This is a genomic window from Desulfomicrobium orale DSM 12838 (assembly GCF_001553625.1).
GTDB lineage: Bacteria > Desulfobacterota > Desulfovibrionia > Desulfovibrionales > Desulfomicrobiaceae > Desulfomicrobium > Desulfomicrobium orale.
Window position 1 is genome coordinate 1197645 of sequence record NZ_CP014230.1, and the last position, 16348, is coordinate 1213992.

Sequence of the window (16348 nt, forward strand, 5' to 3'; positions counted from 1 at the left end):
CATGCGTCAATTATGGACCGACGAAGCCTTTCGACGGCTGGCTCTGATGGCTCTGGCCGGAATTCTGGCTGTGGCCATGGCCGTGCGTTTTGTGGCGGATTATCGCGCCGGGCGCATCCAGGAACTGCGCGACCGCTATGAAGCCAAATGGATGGAGTATGAGCGCTACACGCGTCTTTTGGCCAACCGCGACATGTACGTGAAAATGCAGGCGGATCTGGACAATGTGGAGAAAGGCGTGGTCGGAAAGCGTTTTTTCACGGCTCCGAGCATCGCTCTGGCCGAGGTCCGCTTTCAGGATCTGGTCAACGCCGTGGCCAAGAAAAACGGTCTGCCCATCATCTCTCTGAAGACACTGAAAGCCGTCGAAACGGGAGATCTGAAGGAAATGCGGCTGGCCATCAGCTGCCGCACGGAAATCGGCGTACTGAACGATTTTCTGTACGATATTTCAACCCAGGACGCGGTCGTGTTCGTGGAATCCATGGACATCAAGCGGCTGGGGGACAGTGAGGAGCGGCTCTACAATTTCAACGCGGCCCTCAAGGCATACGCTCTATGATCAAGATTTCCATCGCCAAGCGTTACGCCCTGGTCGCCCTGGTGCTGGCAACAGCCGCCGGGCTGTTCTGGTTTGATTTCGGACGGCGTTATCTGCGCGCCTCGGCGGTAAAAGATCCGGACGTGGCGCGGGAAGGCGTGGAGCCCTCCTCTTCCGGCGGATGGGAACTGCTGTTTGAACGGCACGCTCCAGCCAGAGAAGAAGTGGCGGTGATCGCGGAAAAGAATGTGTTTTCGCCTCTGCGCAAGGCCTGGACTCCTCCTCCGCCGCCCGAGCCCGAGAAGGTGCCCGAAGAGCCCAAGGCTCCTCCTCCGCCGCCCAAACGTGATGGTGTGGAACTGCGCGGAACGGCCATGGTGGGAGATACGCGCACGGCCATGGTTCATTTCCGGCCCTTCAACCCGCCGGAGACGCTCCTGCTGCGCGAGGGGGGCGTGGCCAAGCCCAGCAAGGCCGATGGCCCGGTGTTCACGATGGTGCGCATCGAGCCGGATCGGGTGATCATGAAAGACTCTGCGGGCGCGGAATTTCAGGTGGGACTCTACGATCACTCCCGTCAGGCGGCGGCTCAGGCGCCGGTTCAGCAGCAGGCGGTGGTCAGCACCGAGGCCCCCAAGGCGGCCGCTCCTCCCGCCAGTTCAGTGGTGGGCGAAGCCCCCCGTAAAGAGACGCCTGACGCCATTCAGGAAAGAAATGAACAGCTGGTCAAGGAAGGCAAGATGCGGAAGATCCTGACGCCTTTCGGACCGGTTTACCGCAAACAATAGCGCGGATTTTCGCGCTCATAACGGAAGATAGCATGAATCCAGCACGTTCCGCTCTGGCGGGTATGTTGATGATGACCATGATCATGGTGGCGGGTTGTCAGTCCACGGCTCTGGAGCGGGCGCGGCAGATGTCCATGCGCCCCGGTTCCCTGGTGGACCCGGTGTTCACGGATAACGCGACGGAAATCTCTCCTGACGCGAAGGAACGCGCGGCGGAGCACCGCGAGGACATGCGCAACCGGAATCTGCTTTCGGATATGGAGGCTCAGGACCGGGACTTCAACCGGCGGCTGTCCGGCGTGCTGGGCCAGGGGGCGGCGTCTCGCCCGGGAAGCGGGACCATCAGTGCTGGCCGCGCCGTGCGGGGCGAGACCACTCCGGTCAGCTTCGATTTTTTTGACGCGGATCTGGCCGATGTGGTCCGGCTGTTCATGGAGCTGCTGAAGGAAAACTACAGTCTGGACTCCAAAGTGGCGGGCAAGGTGGCCCTGCATGTCCACGCCGACATGAGCCGGGATGAGATCTGGGAGCTGTTCCGCGGAGTACTGCGGATGCAGGGTGCCGTGGCCACTCTGGACAACGGGGTCTGGCGCATTGTGCCTCTGGGGGATGCTCCTGCCACCGTGGACGTGAACGGTATCGTCTTTGACGAGGACGGAGCCCGCAAGCGCGGACAGAGCGTTCAGGTCTTCAAGCTCGATTTTCTGCCGGTGTCGGAGTTCTCCAATGTGGTCAAGCCGTACCTTTCTCCGGGCAGCATGGTGTACGGTCACGAGCAGACGGGCATTATGCTGGTCTCGGATTTTCCCCACACTTTGCGCAAGATCGAGCGACTGGTGGAGATTTTCGATGTCAGCGCCTTTGCCGGACTGTACATGCGGGTCTATTCGCTCAAATATGTGAAGGCCGAGGAAATGCTCAAGGAACTCGATGCCGTGGTGCAGGCCACCATGCTCAAGCAGCAGGGGCGGGAGAAGGTCAGTTTTCTGGGCCTGCCGCGTCTGAACATGATCGTGGCCCTGACCTGGAACGAGGCCAATCTGCCCTTTGTGGAGGAATGGGTTCAGCAGCTGGACCGCATCGCTCCGTCCGTGGCCGCGGCCGGACAGGGCGAGAACATTTTCGTGTACCGGATGGAAAACGGGGACGCCAAGACCGTGGTGGAATCCCTGGAGGGCCTTTTCGCCTCCCGCGAGACCCGCGCCGCCCGAAAAGCGGCCCAGGGAAGTGAATCTCTGGAGGAGACGGACCTGCCCCTGGGCGCGCAACTGGCCGCCGAGGAGGCGAAGCCGGGGGAGAACTTCGTGGACAACACCATGAAGACCGCCGAGGAGCATAGGGCCGAGGCTCAGGCCGGTTCCAAGACTGCCGGATTTTCCGGGGAGCTGAGCGGACCCGTGGCCTTCGTGGTGGACGAGCCCACAAATTCCATTCTGGTGCGCTGTGCCGAGGTCGACTACCGCATCATTCGCGGGGTCATCCAGCAGCTGGATATCTTTCCCCGGCAGGTGCTGATCGAGGTGCTCATCGCGGAGATCAATCTGGACGAGAGCAACAAGCTGGGCGTGGAGTGGCAGCATATCTTCAATCTGGGCGGCTCGGCCACGGGCACACTGGGGGTGGATTCTTCTCTTGGTACGGTCAGACCCGGCGCGACGACTCCCATTGCCGGAGGCCTGTCCTATGTGGTGGGCAATACCCAGCGGTTCAAGTCCGCCCTCAAGGCGTCGGCTTCGGAGAACAATGTGCAGGTGCTTTCTTCCCCGCACATTCTGGCCTCGGACAACCAGCCCGCGACCATCGACATCGGTTCGGAAGTGCCCGTGGTCACAGGCACGACCCAGACCTCGGGCGGCACCGTGACCACCCAGCAGAACGTGCAGTACCGCAACACCGGCGTGCTGCTGACGGTCACGCCGCATATCAACGACACGGGGCTGGTGCGCATGGAAGTGTCCCAGGAGGTCAGCGAGCTTTCGGACAAGCAGGTGCAGGGCATTTCCTCGCCCATCTTCTCCAAACGCAAGGCCGAAACCATGCTGGCGGTGCAGGACGGGCAGACCATCGTCATCGGCGGCATGATCAGACGGTCGCGCACGGACAACTATTCCGGTGTCCCCCTGCTTTCCAGAGTACCCATTCTGAAGAATCTGGTCGGGTACCAGAACAAGGGTTGGGAGAACACCGAGCTTATGCTTTTCATCACGCCGCATGTGGTGTCCCATAACGAGGATGCCGAGTTCGTGTCGCGCCGTTTTCTCCAGCGTCTGGCGGATGTGAAGAAAGGGGTGCAATGATTCCATGGCCGCCCGGACCGGTGTTCTGATCCTCAATTACAATGGCGCTTCCGATGCCATGACCTGCGTGGAGAGCCTTCGGGCTCTCCTCTGCGTTCCTCCGCGGGTGGTGGTCTGTGACAACGCTTCGCCCGACGGTTCGTGGCAGCAATTGACTGACTGGGCCGGACAATGGCCAGAACGGGAGTTTCCGGCGGAAATATGTGAGGCCCTGGGCGTCCGGAACGGTCTGGAATATGCCGGATCCGGTTTTACCCTGACCCTGCTGCATTCCCCCCGCAATCTCGGTTTTGCCGGAGGCTGCAACCTGGGTTTGCGTTATTTGCTGTCCTGCTCCGGCATCGATCGGATCTGGCTGCTGAATAACGACACGGTAGTGCATCCGGCGGCCCTCGATTTTCTGACTCATGCTCTGGACGCGCCCTCTGCCGGTCTTCCCCGCGGCGTGGCCTGCGGGCCGGTGCTCTACCGCGAAACAATCCCGTCTCCCCCCGCGGTGCAGGCTTATGGCGGCGGCCGCTATTATCCGCTTCTGGGCAGCTCTTTTCTGAACGGTAATGGCCGGAAGTACTGTCCGGAAGAGGCCCGCAGGGCGGCGGCCTGGCCCCTGGATTTTCCTTTGGGCGCGAGCATGCTGGTTTCCCGTGCCTTTCTGGAGAGTGTGGGCCTGCTGGACGAGCGTTTCTTTCTGTATTTCGAGGAGATCGACTGGATGCTTCGGGCGCGGGGGCGTTTTACCCTGGCCTACACGCCCCATGCGCTGGTCTGGCACAGGGAAGGAGCGGCCTGCGGCGCAGGGCGAAGCCGTGGAGGGGAGAAAAGCGGGCTTGCGGATTTTCATTTCCAGCGCAGCAGGCTTTTGTGCGTACGCAAGCATTTTCCGTTTTTTTTCCCGCTGGTTCTGGCCACTCTCGCGGTCAGCGCGGTCCGGCGAGTGATGCGCGGGCAGTGGCGGCGGCTGCCCATGCTTTGGCGTTGCGCCGTGGAGGTCTGCCGTGCGGTTTGAAGCCATTGTTGTTTCCTATGGCCGGGAGAAGGTCCTGCTCGAAAATCATGCGGCCTTGCGCGCTCTGTACCCGGAACTGCCTGTGTGCTGGGGCATCCAGGGGACCCTTTCCGGGGAGATTTCGGCCGCCGTGGAGTCGGACCCGCATCTGCGCCTGGAACATCGGGAACAGCCGCATATCACTGCCGCTCTGAACCAGTGCATTCGTTCCTCCGAAGCGGATGTGGCCATCATGCTCGATGACGATGCCAGACCCTGTCCCGGCTGGCTGGAGGCCTTTGAGGCCGCCTTTGCGGCATATCCCGACGCGCCCTACATCATGGGCCGGGAAATCCGGACCCGGTGCCATGGTTTGGGGGGCCTCCTGGCGCGTGGCCTGCTGGAAGCCATGTGCCGTCCTTTTGCCCCGGCCGAGGCCTTGAGTGCCGGCCGGCTGGTGGGATGGATCAACGGCGCGGGCTTGCTGCTGGGAAACTTCGATCTGCCCGGCGTATGCCTGATCAACGCTCCCCGCGGCTGCAACCTGGCTTTACGGCGGGCGGCGTGGGAGAGGCTTGGCGGGTTCAGTGAAGATTTCACGGGGAATCAGTGGGGCTTTGAGGTGGACTTCGGTCTGCGGGCCCGGCATGCCGGACTGGAAGGAATTTTCTGGGGCGCGGCCATGGCCGTTCACGACCAGGAATCTGGCGGCGGCACCAGAGCCGTCCGGTCCTGGGGAAGTCTGCGTCATGCCGTTCACAACCATGCCCAGGTGAATCGCCATTTGGGCTGGAGCGGCTGGATCGGCGCGCTGCCGCGCCTTGCGCGGGCGGCCTGGAAAGGGCGCTGAGGCGGATCGCGGCAAACGAATTTCCGGCGGAATGCCGGAAGCCGCAAGGATTGTAACCCATGCGTGTGGCGCTTATCCATTACTGGCTGGTCAACTGGCGCGGCGGAGAAAAGGTGCTTGCCGCTTTGGCGGAGCTTTTTCCCCAGGCGGACATTTTCACTCATGTCTGCCGGCCGGAAATTCTGCCGCCGGAGTTGCGGAGCCGCCGTATCACGACGACCTTCATCGGCCGGCTGCCCGGAGCCGCACGGTGGTACAAGGGGTATCTGCCGCTCATGCCCATGGCTCTGGAGAATCTGGATCTGCGGGAATACGATCTGGTCATCAGTTCCGAATCCGGGCCGGCCAAAAATGTCATCACCCGCCCCGACGCCGTCCATGTCTGCTATTGCCACTCCCCCATGCGGTATATCTGGGATCTGGCTCCGGAATACAGGGCCGGGATGCCCTTTGTCATGCGGGCTCTGTCCACCCCGGTGGCGCATTACCTGCGTCTGGCCGACGCCGCCGGGGCGCAGAGGGTGGACGCCTTCGCGGCCAATTCGGCTTTTGTGGCCGGCCGGGTACGCAGATACTACCGCCGGGAAGCGCAGGTCATCCATCCGCCGGTGGACACGGAATTTTTCACTCCGGGAGGAAAAAGCGGCAAGGAGCATTACCTCGTGGCGGGGCAACTGGTCGGCTACAAACGCGCGGACCTGGCCGTGGCGGCCTGCACGGAGCTGAATCTGCCGCTGGTGGTGGCAGGTGAAGGTCCCGAAGGGGCAAAACTGCGGCGCATGGCCGGACCCTCGGTGCGTTTTGCCGGGCGGGTCACGGATGAAGAACTGCGCGAACTCATGCGGTCGTGCCGGGCGCTTGTCTTCCCCGGTGAGGAGGATTTCGGGCTGGTGCCGGTGGAGGCCATGGCCTGCGGCACTCCGGTCATTGCTTTCGGGGGGGCGGTGCGCTGGAAACGGTACTGCCTGGCCGCACAGGCCTTTTTTTCGACCGCCAGAGTGTGGAGGCGTTGAAGGAAGTTCTCGGCGTGCTGGAGGCCGGAGGCTTCGATTGCGACCACACGGCTGTGCGAGCCCACGCCGAATCCTTCGGCAGAGAGGCTTTTTTCCGGAACATGCGGGCTTTTCTGCATGACCGGGGAGTGACGGTATGAACCTGTTCGGGAAGATAACCCCCGGGGCACGGATGACGGCCCTGACTCTGGCCGGGGATACCCTGGCCCTGGTCCTTGCGGCCTTCGTGGCGGTGGGGATGCGCTTTTTCTTCGACGGGCAGTTTGAACTCATCCTCTATATCCGTCTGCTGCCGGCCCTGAGTCTTTTCTATGCCCTTTTCGCCCTGCGGGGACTGTACCCCGGGGTGCTGCTCAGCCCTCCCGATGAGTTGAAGCGTCTGTCCCAGGCGGTCACGCTGGGTTTTCTGTTGCTGACGGCCGGGACATTTCTTTCGCGTCAGGGGCATCTGTATTCCCGGGCCATTTTTATCGGAGCGTGGCTGCTGTCTCTGGGGCTGGTGCCGGTCATGCGTTCTCTGGCCAGAAACTGGGGCTGGCGGCTGGGATGGTGGGGTTATCCGGCCGTGGTGCTGGGCGCCAGAGTGACCGGCCGGGCAGTTGTACGGGCCATGCTGCGTACTCCCCGCTTGGGTCTCAGGCCTGTGGCGCTTCTGGATGACGATCCGGGCAAGATCGGACGCCGGATGTACGGCATTCCCGTGGCCGGCCCCCTGTCCGAAGCAACGGAAATGGCCCGGAACATGCCCGGCGGCGTGGCCATTCTGGCCATGCCCGGCGTGGGGCGGGAGCGTCTGAACACCATCATGGAAGAGTACACGCACGGCTTCGGCCGGATCATGCTGGTACCCGATCTGTTCGGAGCGACCCGCCTGTGGGTTTCGGCCCTGGACTTCAAAGGCATGCTGGCGCTGGATATCCGCCAGAAGCTGCTGGATCCGAACCGTCAGAAGTTCAAACGCGCTTCGGAGCTGGTGCTTCTTACGCTGGCGGCGCCGTTTCTGCTCCCGCTTTTCGTGTGCATCGCCGCGCTCATCAAATGCGACAGTCCGGGCCCCGTTTTTTTTCGGCAGCAGCGTATCGGTTTGGGCGGTAAGGATATTTTCATCTGGAAGTTCAGAACCATGGTCGCCAATGCCGAGGAGTGTCTGGACGAATGTCTGGAGCACGATCCGGAACTGCGTGAGGAGTGGGAAAGCCAGCAGAAGCTCCGGCATGATCCCCGTGTGACCAGGCTGGGGCGTTTTCTGCGCGTTTCGAGTCTGGATGAACTGCCGCAGCTCTACAACGTGCTGCGGGGCGACATGAGCCTGGTGGGCCCCAGGCCCATCGTGTGGGCGGAGGTGGAGAAGTACCGGGAAGGTTTCGAACTCTACAAGCGGGTGCGGCCGGGCCTGACCGGGCTGTGGCAGATTTCCGGGCGCAGCAGCACCAGCTATGGCTTGCGGGTGGAGCTGGACGGCTATTACGTGCGCAACTGGTCTCTGTGGTTTGACATCTATATTCTGGCCAAAACACCCCTCGAGGTCTTCAAGGGCCGCGGCGCGTACTGACCGTTTTTTTTGCTGGAAGGATATCCCGCTGGTGCCTGGGGCGGGAATCGAACCCGCACGCCGCTGAGCGGCAAGGGATTTTAAGTCCCTGGTGTCTACCAGTTCCACCACCCAGGCGGAGGATTTTCTGTATAGAGGGCATGGGCGGGCGTCAATGGACGCTCGCCCTTATTGTGCTGAAGGGATGGTGCGGCGCTCATGACGCGCTTTCCAGGCTTCTCCATCCTTTGAGCAGGCCGAAGCATCCGGCCAGCATCATGTCGCCGCCCGGCGCGGGAAATTCGACTCCAGCCGCTCCGGCCAGCATGTTTCTTCTGGGGCCGATGACCACGGTGCGGGCGAAACTTCCCGGCAGTCTTTCGGAAATCACGCAGCCATGCCCGCCGTCTTCGAATACACGCAGACCGGCCAGTCCTCCGCAACGGAACAGCGACAGATGCTCCAGCAGTTTGGCTTGGTCCAGAAATCCGGTATGGTGCTCGTACACGCCCCAGACCCTGTCCTCCCGCACCAGAAAGGCAATGGTGTGGCTGTTGCCGATGTTGACGATCAGCACCCCGTCGCGGGCCGCGCTTTCTTCCACTTCTTTGTCGAACAGGGCGCCCAGCATGGCGGCGGCCCCGGTATCCGCGACCAGACCCGCTCCGATGGCTTTGCGCAGCGCGCAAAGCCGCGTCATTTCCGCCGGGGGTTCGCGGTAAAGCAGACGGAAAAGGCGGCCTTCGTCCTCGCGCATGAATTTTTCCCAGTATCGGAAACGGGAAATGCGGTTGCTTTTTCCCGGATGAAAGCCGTGGTCCTGCACACAGGCCAGGATCATGTCCGGCTGGTCCAGCCCGGCGTGGCGCAGAAATCCTTCCCAGAATCCCGGATCGAAGTCGCTCAGGCGGACCTGGGCGGCATTGAGGGGCGCGCGTTCCGTGACGGTCACTCCGAAGCCGCGTATCTGTTCCAGATCGTCGCCCAGAGCCAGGGCCGCTTCGGGATGGGCGAAGACTCCCAGTCCGGCATCCTGGTGTGCCTTCACTGCCCGCCAGAAACCTCCGCCCATGTTCCGCCCGTGCAGATAGATGTCCCGCCCGGCCGCGGTCAGCTCTCCGATGCGGGCGGCTACGTATCTGGCCGGGGACGGCAGGACGAACTTGGCACAGTTTTCCAGTTCCAGGCCATCTTGATACAGCAGCACGTCCTGGGTACCGCTGCCGATATCGAGTATGAGGCAGGTGCGGGGTTTCACGGCTGTCCCCCTTGGATCACAGTTTTCGGACCGAGTCTGCGGCCCCGGCATGGCGTGCGATACGTTCAGCCTTGGGCCAGGGCTTTTTCCACGGCGTCCGCCATCTCGATGCCGTCGAGAGCCTCGCCACATTCATGGAGAGCCTTGTGGGCGTTGATTTCACGCATCACGCCGATATGTTCACGGTTCATGAAATCCTTCCAGACGTCCATGCATTTTTCCACCTGCCGCCGCCGGGCGTAGCTCAGGCCCAGATACAACCGGGCGAGATAATCCTGAGGATGCTGCCGGACGGCCATGAGCAGGGTATCCTTGGCCTGAACATACTCCTCCAGATGGTAGTGGCACAACCCCAGACGTACGCGGGCCTCCTTGTGCAGGCGGTTGGCCTTGAGCACAGCCTTGTAAAGTTCGCGGGCAGCCGCGTAATCCTTGCGGGCAAAGGCCATGTCGGCGGCGCCGATATCCGCGCCGATGCCCGAAACGGGTCTGTCATCATCTTTCCGCCACCGGCGGATCGCTCCGAAAAGCAGATCGCGCCTGGATATCATCTCCGCCTCCGGGGCAGGTTCCGGGCGGATCCCGCCGCTTTGCTGCGCCTGTGGTTGACATTCACATCGTTCGCCTCCATGAAAAACGACTCTTGCACTACTTCTGTGATCATTCCAAATTTGTATTCCCGGAGGGGACAATGTTCAAGCAACTTCTCGCCGCCATTTTGCTGCTTCTGTGCGCCGTCCCGGCCCTGGCCGAAGGCCCCCGGACCTTTGCGGTGCTGCCCTTCGGCGTGCATGGTCCGCAGGAATACCAATATCTGAGCCAGGGAGTTCAGAGCATGCTGAGCGCCCGTCTGACCCGGCCGGAAAATTTTGTGCCTCTGGATGCCGGAACCGTGAAGAAGGCCGTGAAGACTCTTCCGGCCGATGCCGCCGCCGCCGAAAAACTTCGTCAGTCCCTGAAGGCGGACTATCTGATCTGGGGCGCGCTGACCATCATGGGCCAGGAGTGTTCTCTGGATGTGAATGTGCTTGACCCCTCGGGCGCGAACCGGCCTCACCCCATGCGGACGACCTTGAACGAGGTCATTCCATCCCTGGAAACCGTAGCGGCGGATATCAGCGCCCAGGTTTCTGGCAAGGCCGAAGTCTCCGACCAGAAACCCGTGGTCCGGCCCATGAATCAAGGACTTATCGTCAACGAAAGCCAGGCCGGGGCGATCTATGCCAATCCGTCCATCAAATACGAGGACACGGATGCCTCCATGGGACGCTGGCGCAGTCAGTCCTTGCCTTTTGCCTCTCGGGGCATGGTGGTGTGCGATGGCGACGGCGACGGCAAAAATGAGGTTTTTCTGATGACGGCCTCACACCTGCTGGCCTTTCGTGTGGAAAACAGACAGATGGTGCAGATCGCTGAGATGGTTCTGCCCAAGGGACGTAATTATGTCCGTCTGAACAGTATGGATCTGGGCCGCAACGGACGGCATGAACTGATTGTTTCGGCAGCCCTGAAAAAAGAGCCCCGTTCGCTCATCGTGGGCTTCGATGGCGGAAAGTTTTTCGTCCAGGAAGACAGTATCCCTTATTTTCTCGGGGTGCTGAACATGCCCCCGGCCTTTGCCCCCACACTGGTCGGTCAGGGCGTGGGCAGAATCAAGTACCTGGACAGCAAGATTCATCAGATGATCAGGTCGGGAGGCAAATATACACCCGGCCCAAGCGTGTCTTTGCCTATGGGCGGCAACGTCTTCAACGTGACCTTTCTGCCTGCTGAAGGAGATTATCAGGTCGTCATGATCGATGATTACGACCGCATGCGTGTGTACAACTCCGCGGGCAACCTGCTCGCCAGTACAGAGGAGACATACGCCGGTTCATCTTTGGGCATCGAGTATCATTCGGCTCCCTTGGGTATGAAGCAGCCCGACGGCAGCAGCGAGCCCTTGGACATGGTGTACATCCCGCTGCGGGGGATTTCGTCCAATCTGGACAGAGATAACAGGTTTGAGCTGGTCATCAGCCGGAATATCTCCGTTTCGGCGCAGTTTTTTTCCAGGTATCGGGACTATCCTCAGGGAGAGATCCACTGCCTGTACTGGGATGGCGTGGGTATGTCCCTGCAGTGGAAGACGGCGCGCATCAAGGGTACTGTCACGGATTACGCCCTGACCGATCTGGATAACGACGGCGTGCTGGACCTGATTGTCTGCGTCAATTCCCATACAGGACTGACTGGTACAAAGGAGCGCAGGGCGACCATAATGGCTTACCCTCTGGATTTGGGGCAGGGTTCCACCGCAGGGCCGCAGATTTTGCAGTAAAAAAAATTGAATTTTTGGGAATTTCACAGTAGAAAAAGCTTGCTTTTTTAACTGCCCTTGTCGTACTGGCCTTCCCAGGCGTCAGAAGGTTTGTTCTATCAACGCAAAAGGAGGAAGAATCCATGAAACGTTTTGCTTTTGTAGCCCTGTTGGCGGCTCTGTGCTTCGGCGTCGCTTCCAGCGCTTCCGCCACCGAGCTGAAGGTGAAAGGCAATTTGGACGTATATGGCATCTGGTCCGCGAACCTGAATGATTTCAATTCGGATGTGCCCGATGCCGACAACTACGCTACTACCCAGCGTATGCGCACCTACTTTACGTTCCTGGCCCATGAGAACCTGAAAGCGGTTCTGGGCTTGGAAATGGATCATGTCTGGGGCCAGGGCGGCGCCGACTGGGGAACAGATGGTAAGGGTGAGATTGAAATCAAGCACGCCTATCTGGACTTCAACTTCCCCGACACTCAGGTCAACGTGAAGGCCGGTCTGCAGGAAGTGGCTCTGCCCAGTGTGTTCGGCAATCCCATCTTCGATGATGATGCTGCCGCTCTGATGGTCAGCGCCCCCATCAACGACATGGTCGGTGTGACCGTGGCCTATACCCGCGGCGTCGATGGCTCCGACAACTTTGATGCTTCCGGCAAAGACAAGGACGATCTGGACATGGCTTTTCTGGCCGTGCCTGTAACGACGGATGCTTTGGACATCACCCCTTACTTTGCGTACGCTTGGGCGGGCAAGAATACTGCCGCTCCGGCGGGCAGTGGTGGAGTAGGTTCCAACTTCGCCATCAATGACGACGCTACCGCATGGTGGCTGGGCCTCAATGCTGAAATAAAAGTTCTTGACCCGCTGACTTTTGCCGCTGACGTCATCTATGGTCAGGGTCGCACTGATGACAAGGACATGAAGACCAAGGGCTGGTATGCCGCTCTGGCCGCTTCCTACAAGTTTGACATGCTGACCGCCACTCTGTTCAGCACCTACGGTACTGGGGTTGACGATGCAAAGGCCGACAAGCAGACCTTCCTGCCGACTCTGGCCGAAGGCTGGGGCGTGACTCCTTATATCGGTGGCGTGCGCGCTTTCAACACCGGCTATGATTCCTTCTTCTCCGACGCCTATGGCCCCGTCAGCGACGGTACCGGCCTGTGGACCGTCGGTCTGGACCTGAACGACATTACTTTCGTGGAAAACCTGTCCCATCGCCTGATGGTCGTGTACGCTCAGGGTACTTCCGACAAGAACGCCGGCGTTTCCTTCGATACCAAGGACTCCGCTTGGGAAGTGTACCTCGTGAACAAGTATATGATTTATGAGAACTTGGCCGCCATCAACGAGCTGGGCTTCCTGGCTCCGCACCTGAAGGATGTGAAGGGCGAAGATCCTTCCTACTTCGGTACCATCGGCTTCCAGTACAAGTTCTAAATCAGGCCAAGGTATTGTCGCCTGACGCCATCCGGGCCGGAGCTGCAAAACTCCGGCCCGTTTTGTTTTCTGGTTCGGACAGCCGGATGGCTGGAATCTCGGGTATGGTTTGACTTTCCGGCCTGTCGGGACATAGATACCCCCTGTTGTTCATTTCCTTATTTCGAGGATCGGCATGCCCATTCGTTTCATTTCTCATACATCGGCCACTTCCGGAGAAGAAATCCGGGTCTGGCTTGCCTCCCGCGATATTGCTGCCGATGGAGTGGAAGAGCGGGTACGGGATATCATCGCGCAGGTACGTTCGCGTGGCGATCAGGCGGTGATGGACTACACCCGCCGTTTTGATTGTCCGGACTTAGGCCCTGACGCTCTGCGGGTTCCCGCCGCGCATATCGAGCAGGCCCGTCACAATATTTCTGCCGGAGATATGGCCATTATTTCCGAAGCGGCCCGAAACATCCGGGAATTCCACGAACACCAGAAGCAGAATTCCTGGATGACCATGCCCTCTCCCGGCGTGACTCTGGGGCAACTGGTCCTGCCTGTGGAGCGCGCCGGTCTCTATGTGCCGGGGGCCAGGGGGGAGAAACGCCGCTTATTTCCAGCCTGCTCATGAACGCCATTCCGGCGCAGGTGGCAGGAGTTCCGAATATCCATGTGGTCAGCCCGCCCCGCAGAGACGGGACACTGAACCCCTATATTTTGGCTACTGCCGCCATTTTGGGCATCGAACATGTCTATCTGTGCGGATCGGCCTGGGCTGTCGCCGCCTTGGCCTATGGAACGGAGACTATCCCCGGGTGGATGTCATCGCCGGGCCGGGCAATATTTTTGTGACCACGGCCAAACGGCTGGTGGCCGGTCAGGTGGGCATCGATATGATCGCGGGCCCCAGTGAGATTGCCATTCTGGCCGATGGTACCGCCGATCCGGCGTGGTTGGCTGCGGACATGCTCTCCCAGGCGGAGCATGACCCCTTGGCCTCCAGCCTGCTTATTTCGCCGGATGAGGGCCTTCTGGGAAAAGTCCGGGCAGAATTGTCCCGGCAGATGGGAACACTGCCGCGCAAGGGTATTGCCGCTGATGCGCTGAAAAACTGGAGCGCGTTGATACATGTCGCCGACCTTGAGGCAGGCATGGGGCTGGTGAACCTTCTGGCGCCGGAGCATTTCGAACTGAGTGTTGCTGACCCATGGGCCTGGACAGGTCGGATCAGAAACGCCGGAGCGGTATTTCTGGGGCATCATACACCGGAACCCGTGGGCGATTATTTTGCCGGACCGAATCACGTGCTGCCGACCTTGGCCACGGCCAGATTTTCTTCGGCCTTGTCCGTGGAAACCTTCTGCAAGAAGACGAGCCTGTTGGCTACGGATCGGAATTATCTCTCGCTGCATGGCGAGAAAATCGCCCGACTGGCCCGCCTGGAGGGTCTGGAGGCTCATGCCCGCAGCGTGGAACAGCGCCTGTCCACAGAATGATCAACTTTCTCTGCGGATTTGTGGAATGGGAAAGCACAAAGACGCGGACTTTGCGGTAGAGTCGGGGAGCACTTTCAGCCGCCTTTTAACGGAGAACTTATGCAAGTCGTCACCAAAACGCATATTCGCGAGTATCCTCTGCTTTCCCGTGGAAAGGTCAGAGATATCTACGAGATTGATCCGCAGACCCTGCTCATTGTGACCACGGACCGCATGTCCGCGTTCGATGTGATCATGAATGAGCCGCTTCCATACAAAGGCGTTGTGCTGAACCAGATCACCATTTTTTGGATGGACATGTTCAAAGATTTGGTCCCCAATCATCTGCTGACCACGGATGTGCGGGATTTTCCGGCCAAACTCGCCTCTTATGCTCAGGAACTGGAAGGCCGCGCCGTGCTGGTGCGCAAGGCTAGGCCTTTTCCCATCGAGTGCATCGTGCGCGGCTATCTGACCGGCTCCGGCTACAAGGATTATGTGGCCAGCGGCTCCGTGTCCGGCCACAGATTGCCGGCCGGCTTGGTGAATTCGGACAAATTGTCTGCGCCTCTTTTCACGCCGTCCACCAAGGCCGAGCAGGAAAAACACGACGAGAACATCACTCTGGCCGACGCCAGATCCCGGATCGGGGAGGGACTTCTGAAACGCATTCAGGATATTTCCCTGGCCATTTATTCCCGGGGACGGGATATGGCCGCCGAACGGGGCATCATCATTGCCGACACCAAGTTTGAATTCGGGCTGAACGGGAAGGATATTCTGCTTATCGACGAAGTGCTCACCCCCGACTCCTCGAGATTCTGGCCTGCGGACAGGTATGCGCCTGGGAAGTCTCAGCCCAGCTTTGACAAACAGTATTTGCGGGACTGGCTGGTACGCTCGGGCTGGGATATGACGCCTCCCGCTCCAGCGCTGCCGGAGGAAGTTATCGCCGAGACCCAGAAGAAATATCTGGAAGCTTATGAACGTCTGACTGGTTCCGCCCTGCAACTGCCGTAACGGCGGCCGCTGGTGCGGAAGATTTCCCCGGACGGAAACTGAAATTGAAACCGGAGAAAATTGATGCTCATTCAAGGGAAAAAAGCCCTGATCTTCGGCGTGGCTAACGACAGAAGCATTGCCTACGCCATTGCCAGGGAACTGAAAAATAACGGCGCGTCCATTGCATTGTCTTATGGAAGTGAGGTGTTGAGGAAACGGGTGGAACCCATCCATCAGAGATTAGAAGGCGATTTCCTGTTCCAGTGTGATGTGACCGATGACGAGGCCATCGCGCGTTCCGCCGAGCTGGTGGCGGAAAAGTGGGGCTGTTTTGACATTCTCGTGCATTCCGTGGCTTTTGCCAACCGCGATGACCTGAAGGGCCGCTATGTGGATACTTCGCGTCAGGGCTTTCATCTGGCTCTCGATATTTCGGCCTATTCCCTGGTGGCTTTGTGCCAAGCCTATGAAAAACTGTTGAATGACAACGGTTCGGTCATGGCTATGACCTATTACGGGGCGCAGAAGGTCGTTTCCAACTATAACGTGATGGGAGTGGCCAAGGCCGCCTTGGAGGCCAGCGTGCGTTATCTGGCCATGGATTTGGGGGAGCGCGGTATCCGGGTCAACGCCATCAGCGCCGGGCCGCTGAAAACTTTGGCCGCGTCCGGCATCTCGGGGTTCAGGTCCATTCTGGCCACCATTGCGGAACGTGCCCCTCTGCGCCGCAACATCACCCAGGAAGATGTCGGCAAGACCGGGCTCTTTCTGGCTTCGGAACTCTCCAGATCCATCACGGGCGAGGTCTTCTTCGTGGATGCGGGCTACAATATCATGGGTATCTGAGCCCGCGGAAATTCGGCTCTGTCGTTT

The 16348-nt window shown here is 60.0% G+C and carries 14 protein-coding genes, 1 tRNA gene and 1 pseudogene; 13 read left to right on the forward strand and 3 right to left on the reverse strand.

The features are described 5' to 3' along the window. Position 1: 1 nt before the first annotated feature. The 8 genes from gspM to wbaP are packed head-to-tail and all read left to right on the forward strand — an operon-like array spanning position 2 to position 8026. The gene (gene gspM / locus AXF15_RS05415) at positions 2-562 is read left to right on the forward strand and encodes a type II secretion system protein GspM (protein WP_083517886.1); all 561 of its coding nucleotides are present in this window, start codon (positions 2-4) and stop codon (positions 560-562) included. Then, positions 559-1329: a hypothetical protein gene (locus AXF15_RS05420; RefSeq protein ID WP_066604407.1), complete on the forward strand. Its 771-nt coding sequence runs from the start codon at positions 559-561 to the stop codon at positions 1327-1329. The genes gspM and AXF15_RS05420 overlap by 4 nt, the downstream gene beginning before the upstream one ends. Positions 1330-1361: 32 nt before the next feature. After that, complete coding sequence (gene gspD, locus AXF15_RS05425) at positions 1362-3626, forward strand: type II secretion system secretin GspD (RefSeq protein ID WP_066604408.1); 2265 nt, start codon at positions 1362-1364, stop codon at positions 3624-3626. A 4-nt stretch (positions 3627-3630) separates the two neighbouring features. Next, a complete protein-coding gene (locus tag AXF15_RS05430) occupies positions 3631-4632 on the forward strand; it encodes a glycosyltransferase family 2 protein (RefSeq protein WP_066604412.1) in 1002 nt (333 codons plus the stop codon). Beyond that, complete coding sequence (locus AXF15_RS05435) at positions 4622-5461, forward strand: glycosyltransferase family 2 protein (protein ID WP_066604415.1); 840 nt, start codon at positions 4622-4624, stop codon at positions 5459-5461. The genes AXF15_RS05430 and AXF15_RS05435 overlap by 11 nt, the downstream gene beginning before the upstream one ends. A gap of 59 nt (positions 5462-5520) precedes the next feature. Next, positions 5521-6474: a glycosyltransferase gene (locus AXF15_RS05440; protein ID WP_236884836.1), complete on the forward strand. Its 954-nt coding sequence runs from the start codon at positions 5521-5523 to the stop codon at positions 6472-6474. Beyond that, on the forward strand, positions 6471-6614 hold the full coding sequence (locus AXF15_RS14530; RefSeq protein ID WP_236884837.1) for a hypothetical protein: 144 nt from the start codon (positions 6471-6473) through the stop codon (positions 6612-6614). Before AXF15_RS05440 ends, AXF15_RS14530 begins: the two co-directional genes overlap by 4 nt. Then, positions 6611-8026 (forward strand): undecaprenyl-phosphate galactose phosphotransferase WbaP, encoded by a 1416-nt coding sequence (gene wbaP / locus AXF15_RS05445; protein ID WP_083517887.1) that lies wholly within the window; start codon positions 6611-6613, stop codon positions 8024-8026. Before AXF15_RS14530 ends, wbaP begins: the two co-directional genes overlap by 4 nt. Positions 8027-8055: 29 nt before the next feature. On the opposite strand, the gene AXF15_RS05450 is transcribed toward wbaP, so the two are convergent. The 3 genes from AXF15_RS05450 to AXF15_RS05460 all read right to left on the reverse strand — a co-directional run bounded on the left by AXF15_RS05450 (position 8056) and on the right by AXF15_RS05460 (position 9814). Beyond that, positions 8056-8143: transfer RNA gene (locus tag AXF15_RS05450), tRNA-Leu, on the reverse strand. A 79-nt stretch (positions 8144-8222) separates the two neighbouring features. Continuing rightward, positions 8223-9263, reverse strand: coding sequence for a DUF1786 domain-containing protein (locus tag AXF15_RS05455; RefSeq protein ID WP_066604416.1), 1041 nt, complete (start codon positions 9261-9263; stop codon positions 8223-8225). A gap of 65 nt (positions 9264-9328) precedes the next feature. Beyond that, on the reverse strand, positions 9329-9814 hold the full coding sequence (locus AXF15_RS05460; RefSeq protein WP_066604417.1) for a tetratricopeptide repeat protein: 486 nt from the start codon (positions 9812-9814) through the stop codon (positions 9329-9331). A 140-nt stretch (positions 9815-9954) separates the two neighbouring features. Here AXF15_RS05460 and AXF15_RS05465 point away from each other — a divergent pair, with 140 nt between their 5' ends. The 5 genes and pseudogenes from AXF15_RS05465 to AXF15_RS05485 all read left to right on the forward strand — a co-directional run bounded on the left by AXF15_RS05465 (position 9955) and on the right by AXF15_RS05485 (position 16321). Next, entirely contained in the window at positions 9955-11583 is a 1629-nt protein-coding gene (locus AXF15_RS05465) for a hypothetical protein (protein WP_066604424.1), read from the forward strand. A gap of 122 nt (positions 11584-11705) precedes the next feature. Further along, positions 11706-13010 (forward strand): outer membrane homotrimeric porin, encoded by a 1305-nt coding sequence (locus AXF15_RS05470; protein ID WP_066604427.1) that lies wholly within the window; start codon positions 11706-11708, stop codon positions 13008-13010. Between the two features lie 175 nt (positions 13011-13185). Next, positions 13186-14494 (forward strand): annotated as a pseudogene (gene hisD / locus AXF15_RS05475) (histidinol dehydrogenase). Between the two features lie 99 nt (positions 14495-14593). Then, complete coding sequence (locus AXF15_RS05480) at positions 14594-15493, forward strand: phosphoribosylaminoimidazolesuccinocarboxamide synthase (protein WP_066604430.1); 900 nt, start codon at positions 14594-14596, stop codon at positions 15491-15493. 63 nt (positions 15494-15556) lie between these two features. Continuing rightward, a complete protein-coding gene (locus tag AXF15_RS05485; protein WP_066604432.1) occupies positions 15557-16321 on the forward strand; it encodes an enoyl-ACP reductase FabI in 765 nt (254 codons plus the stop codon). Positions 16322-16348 lie beyond the last annotated feature (27 nt).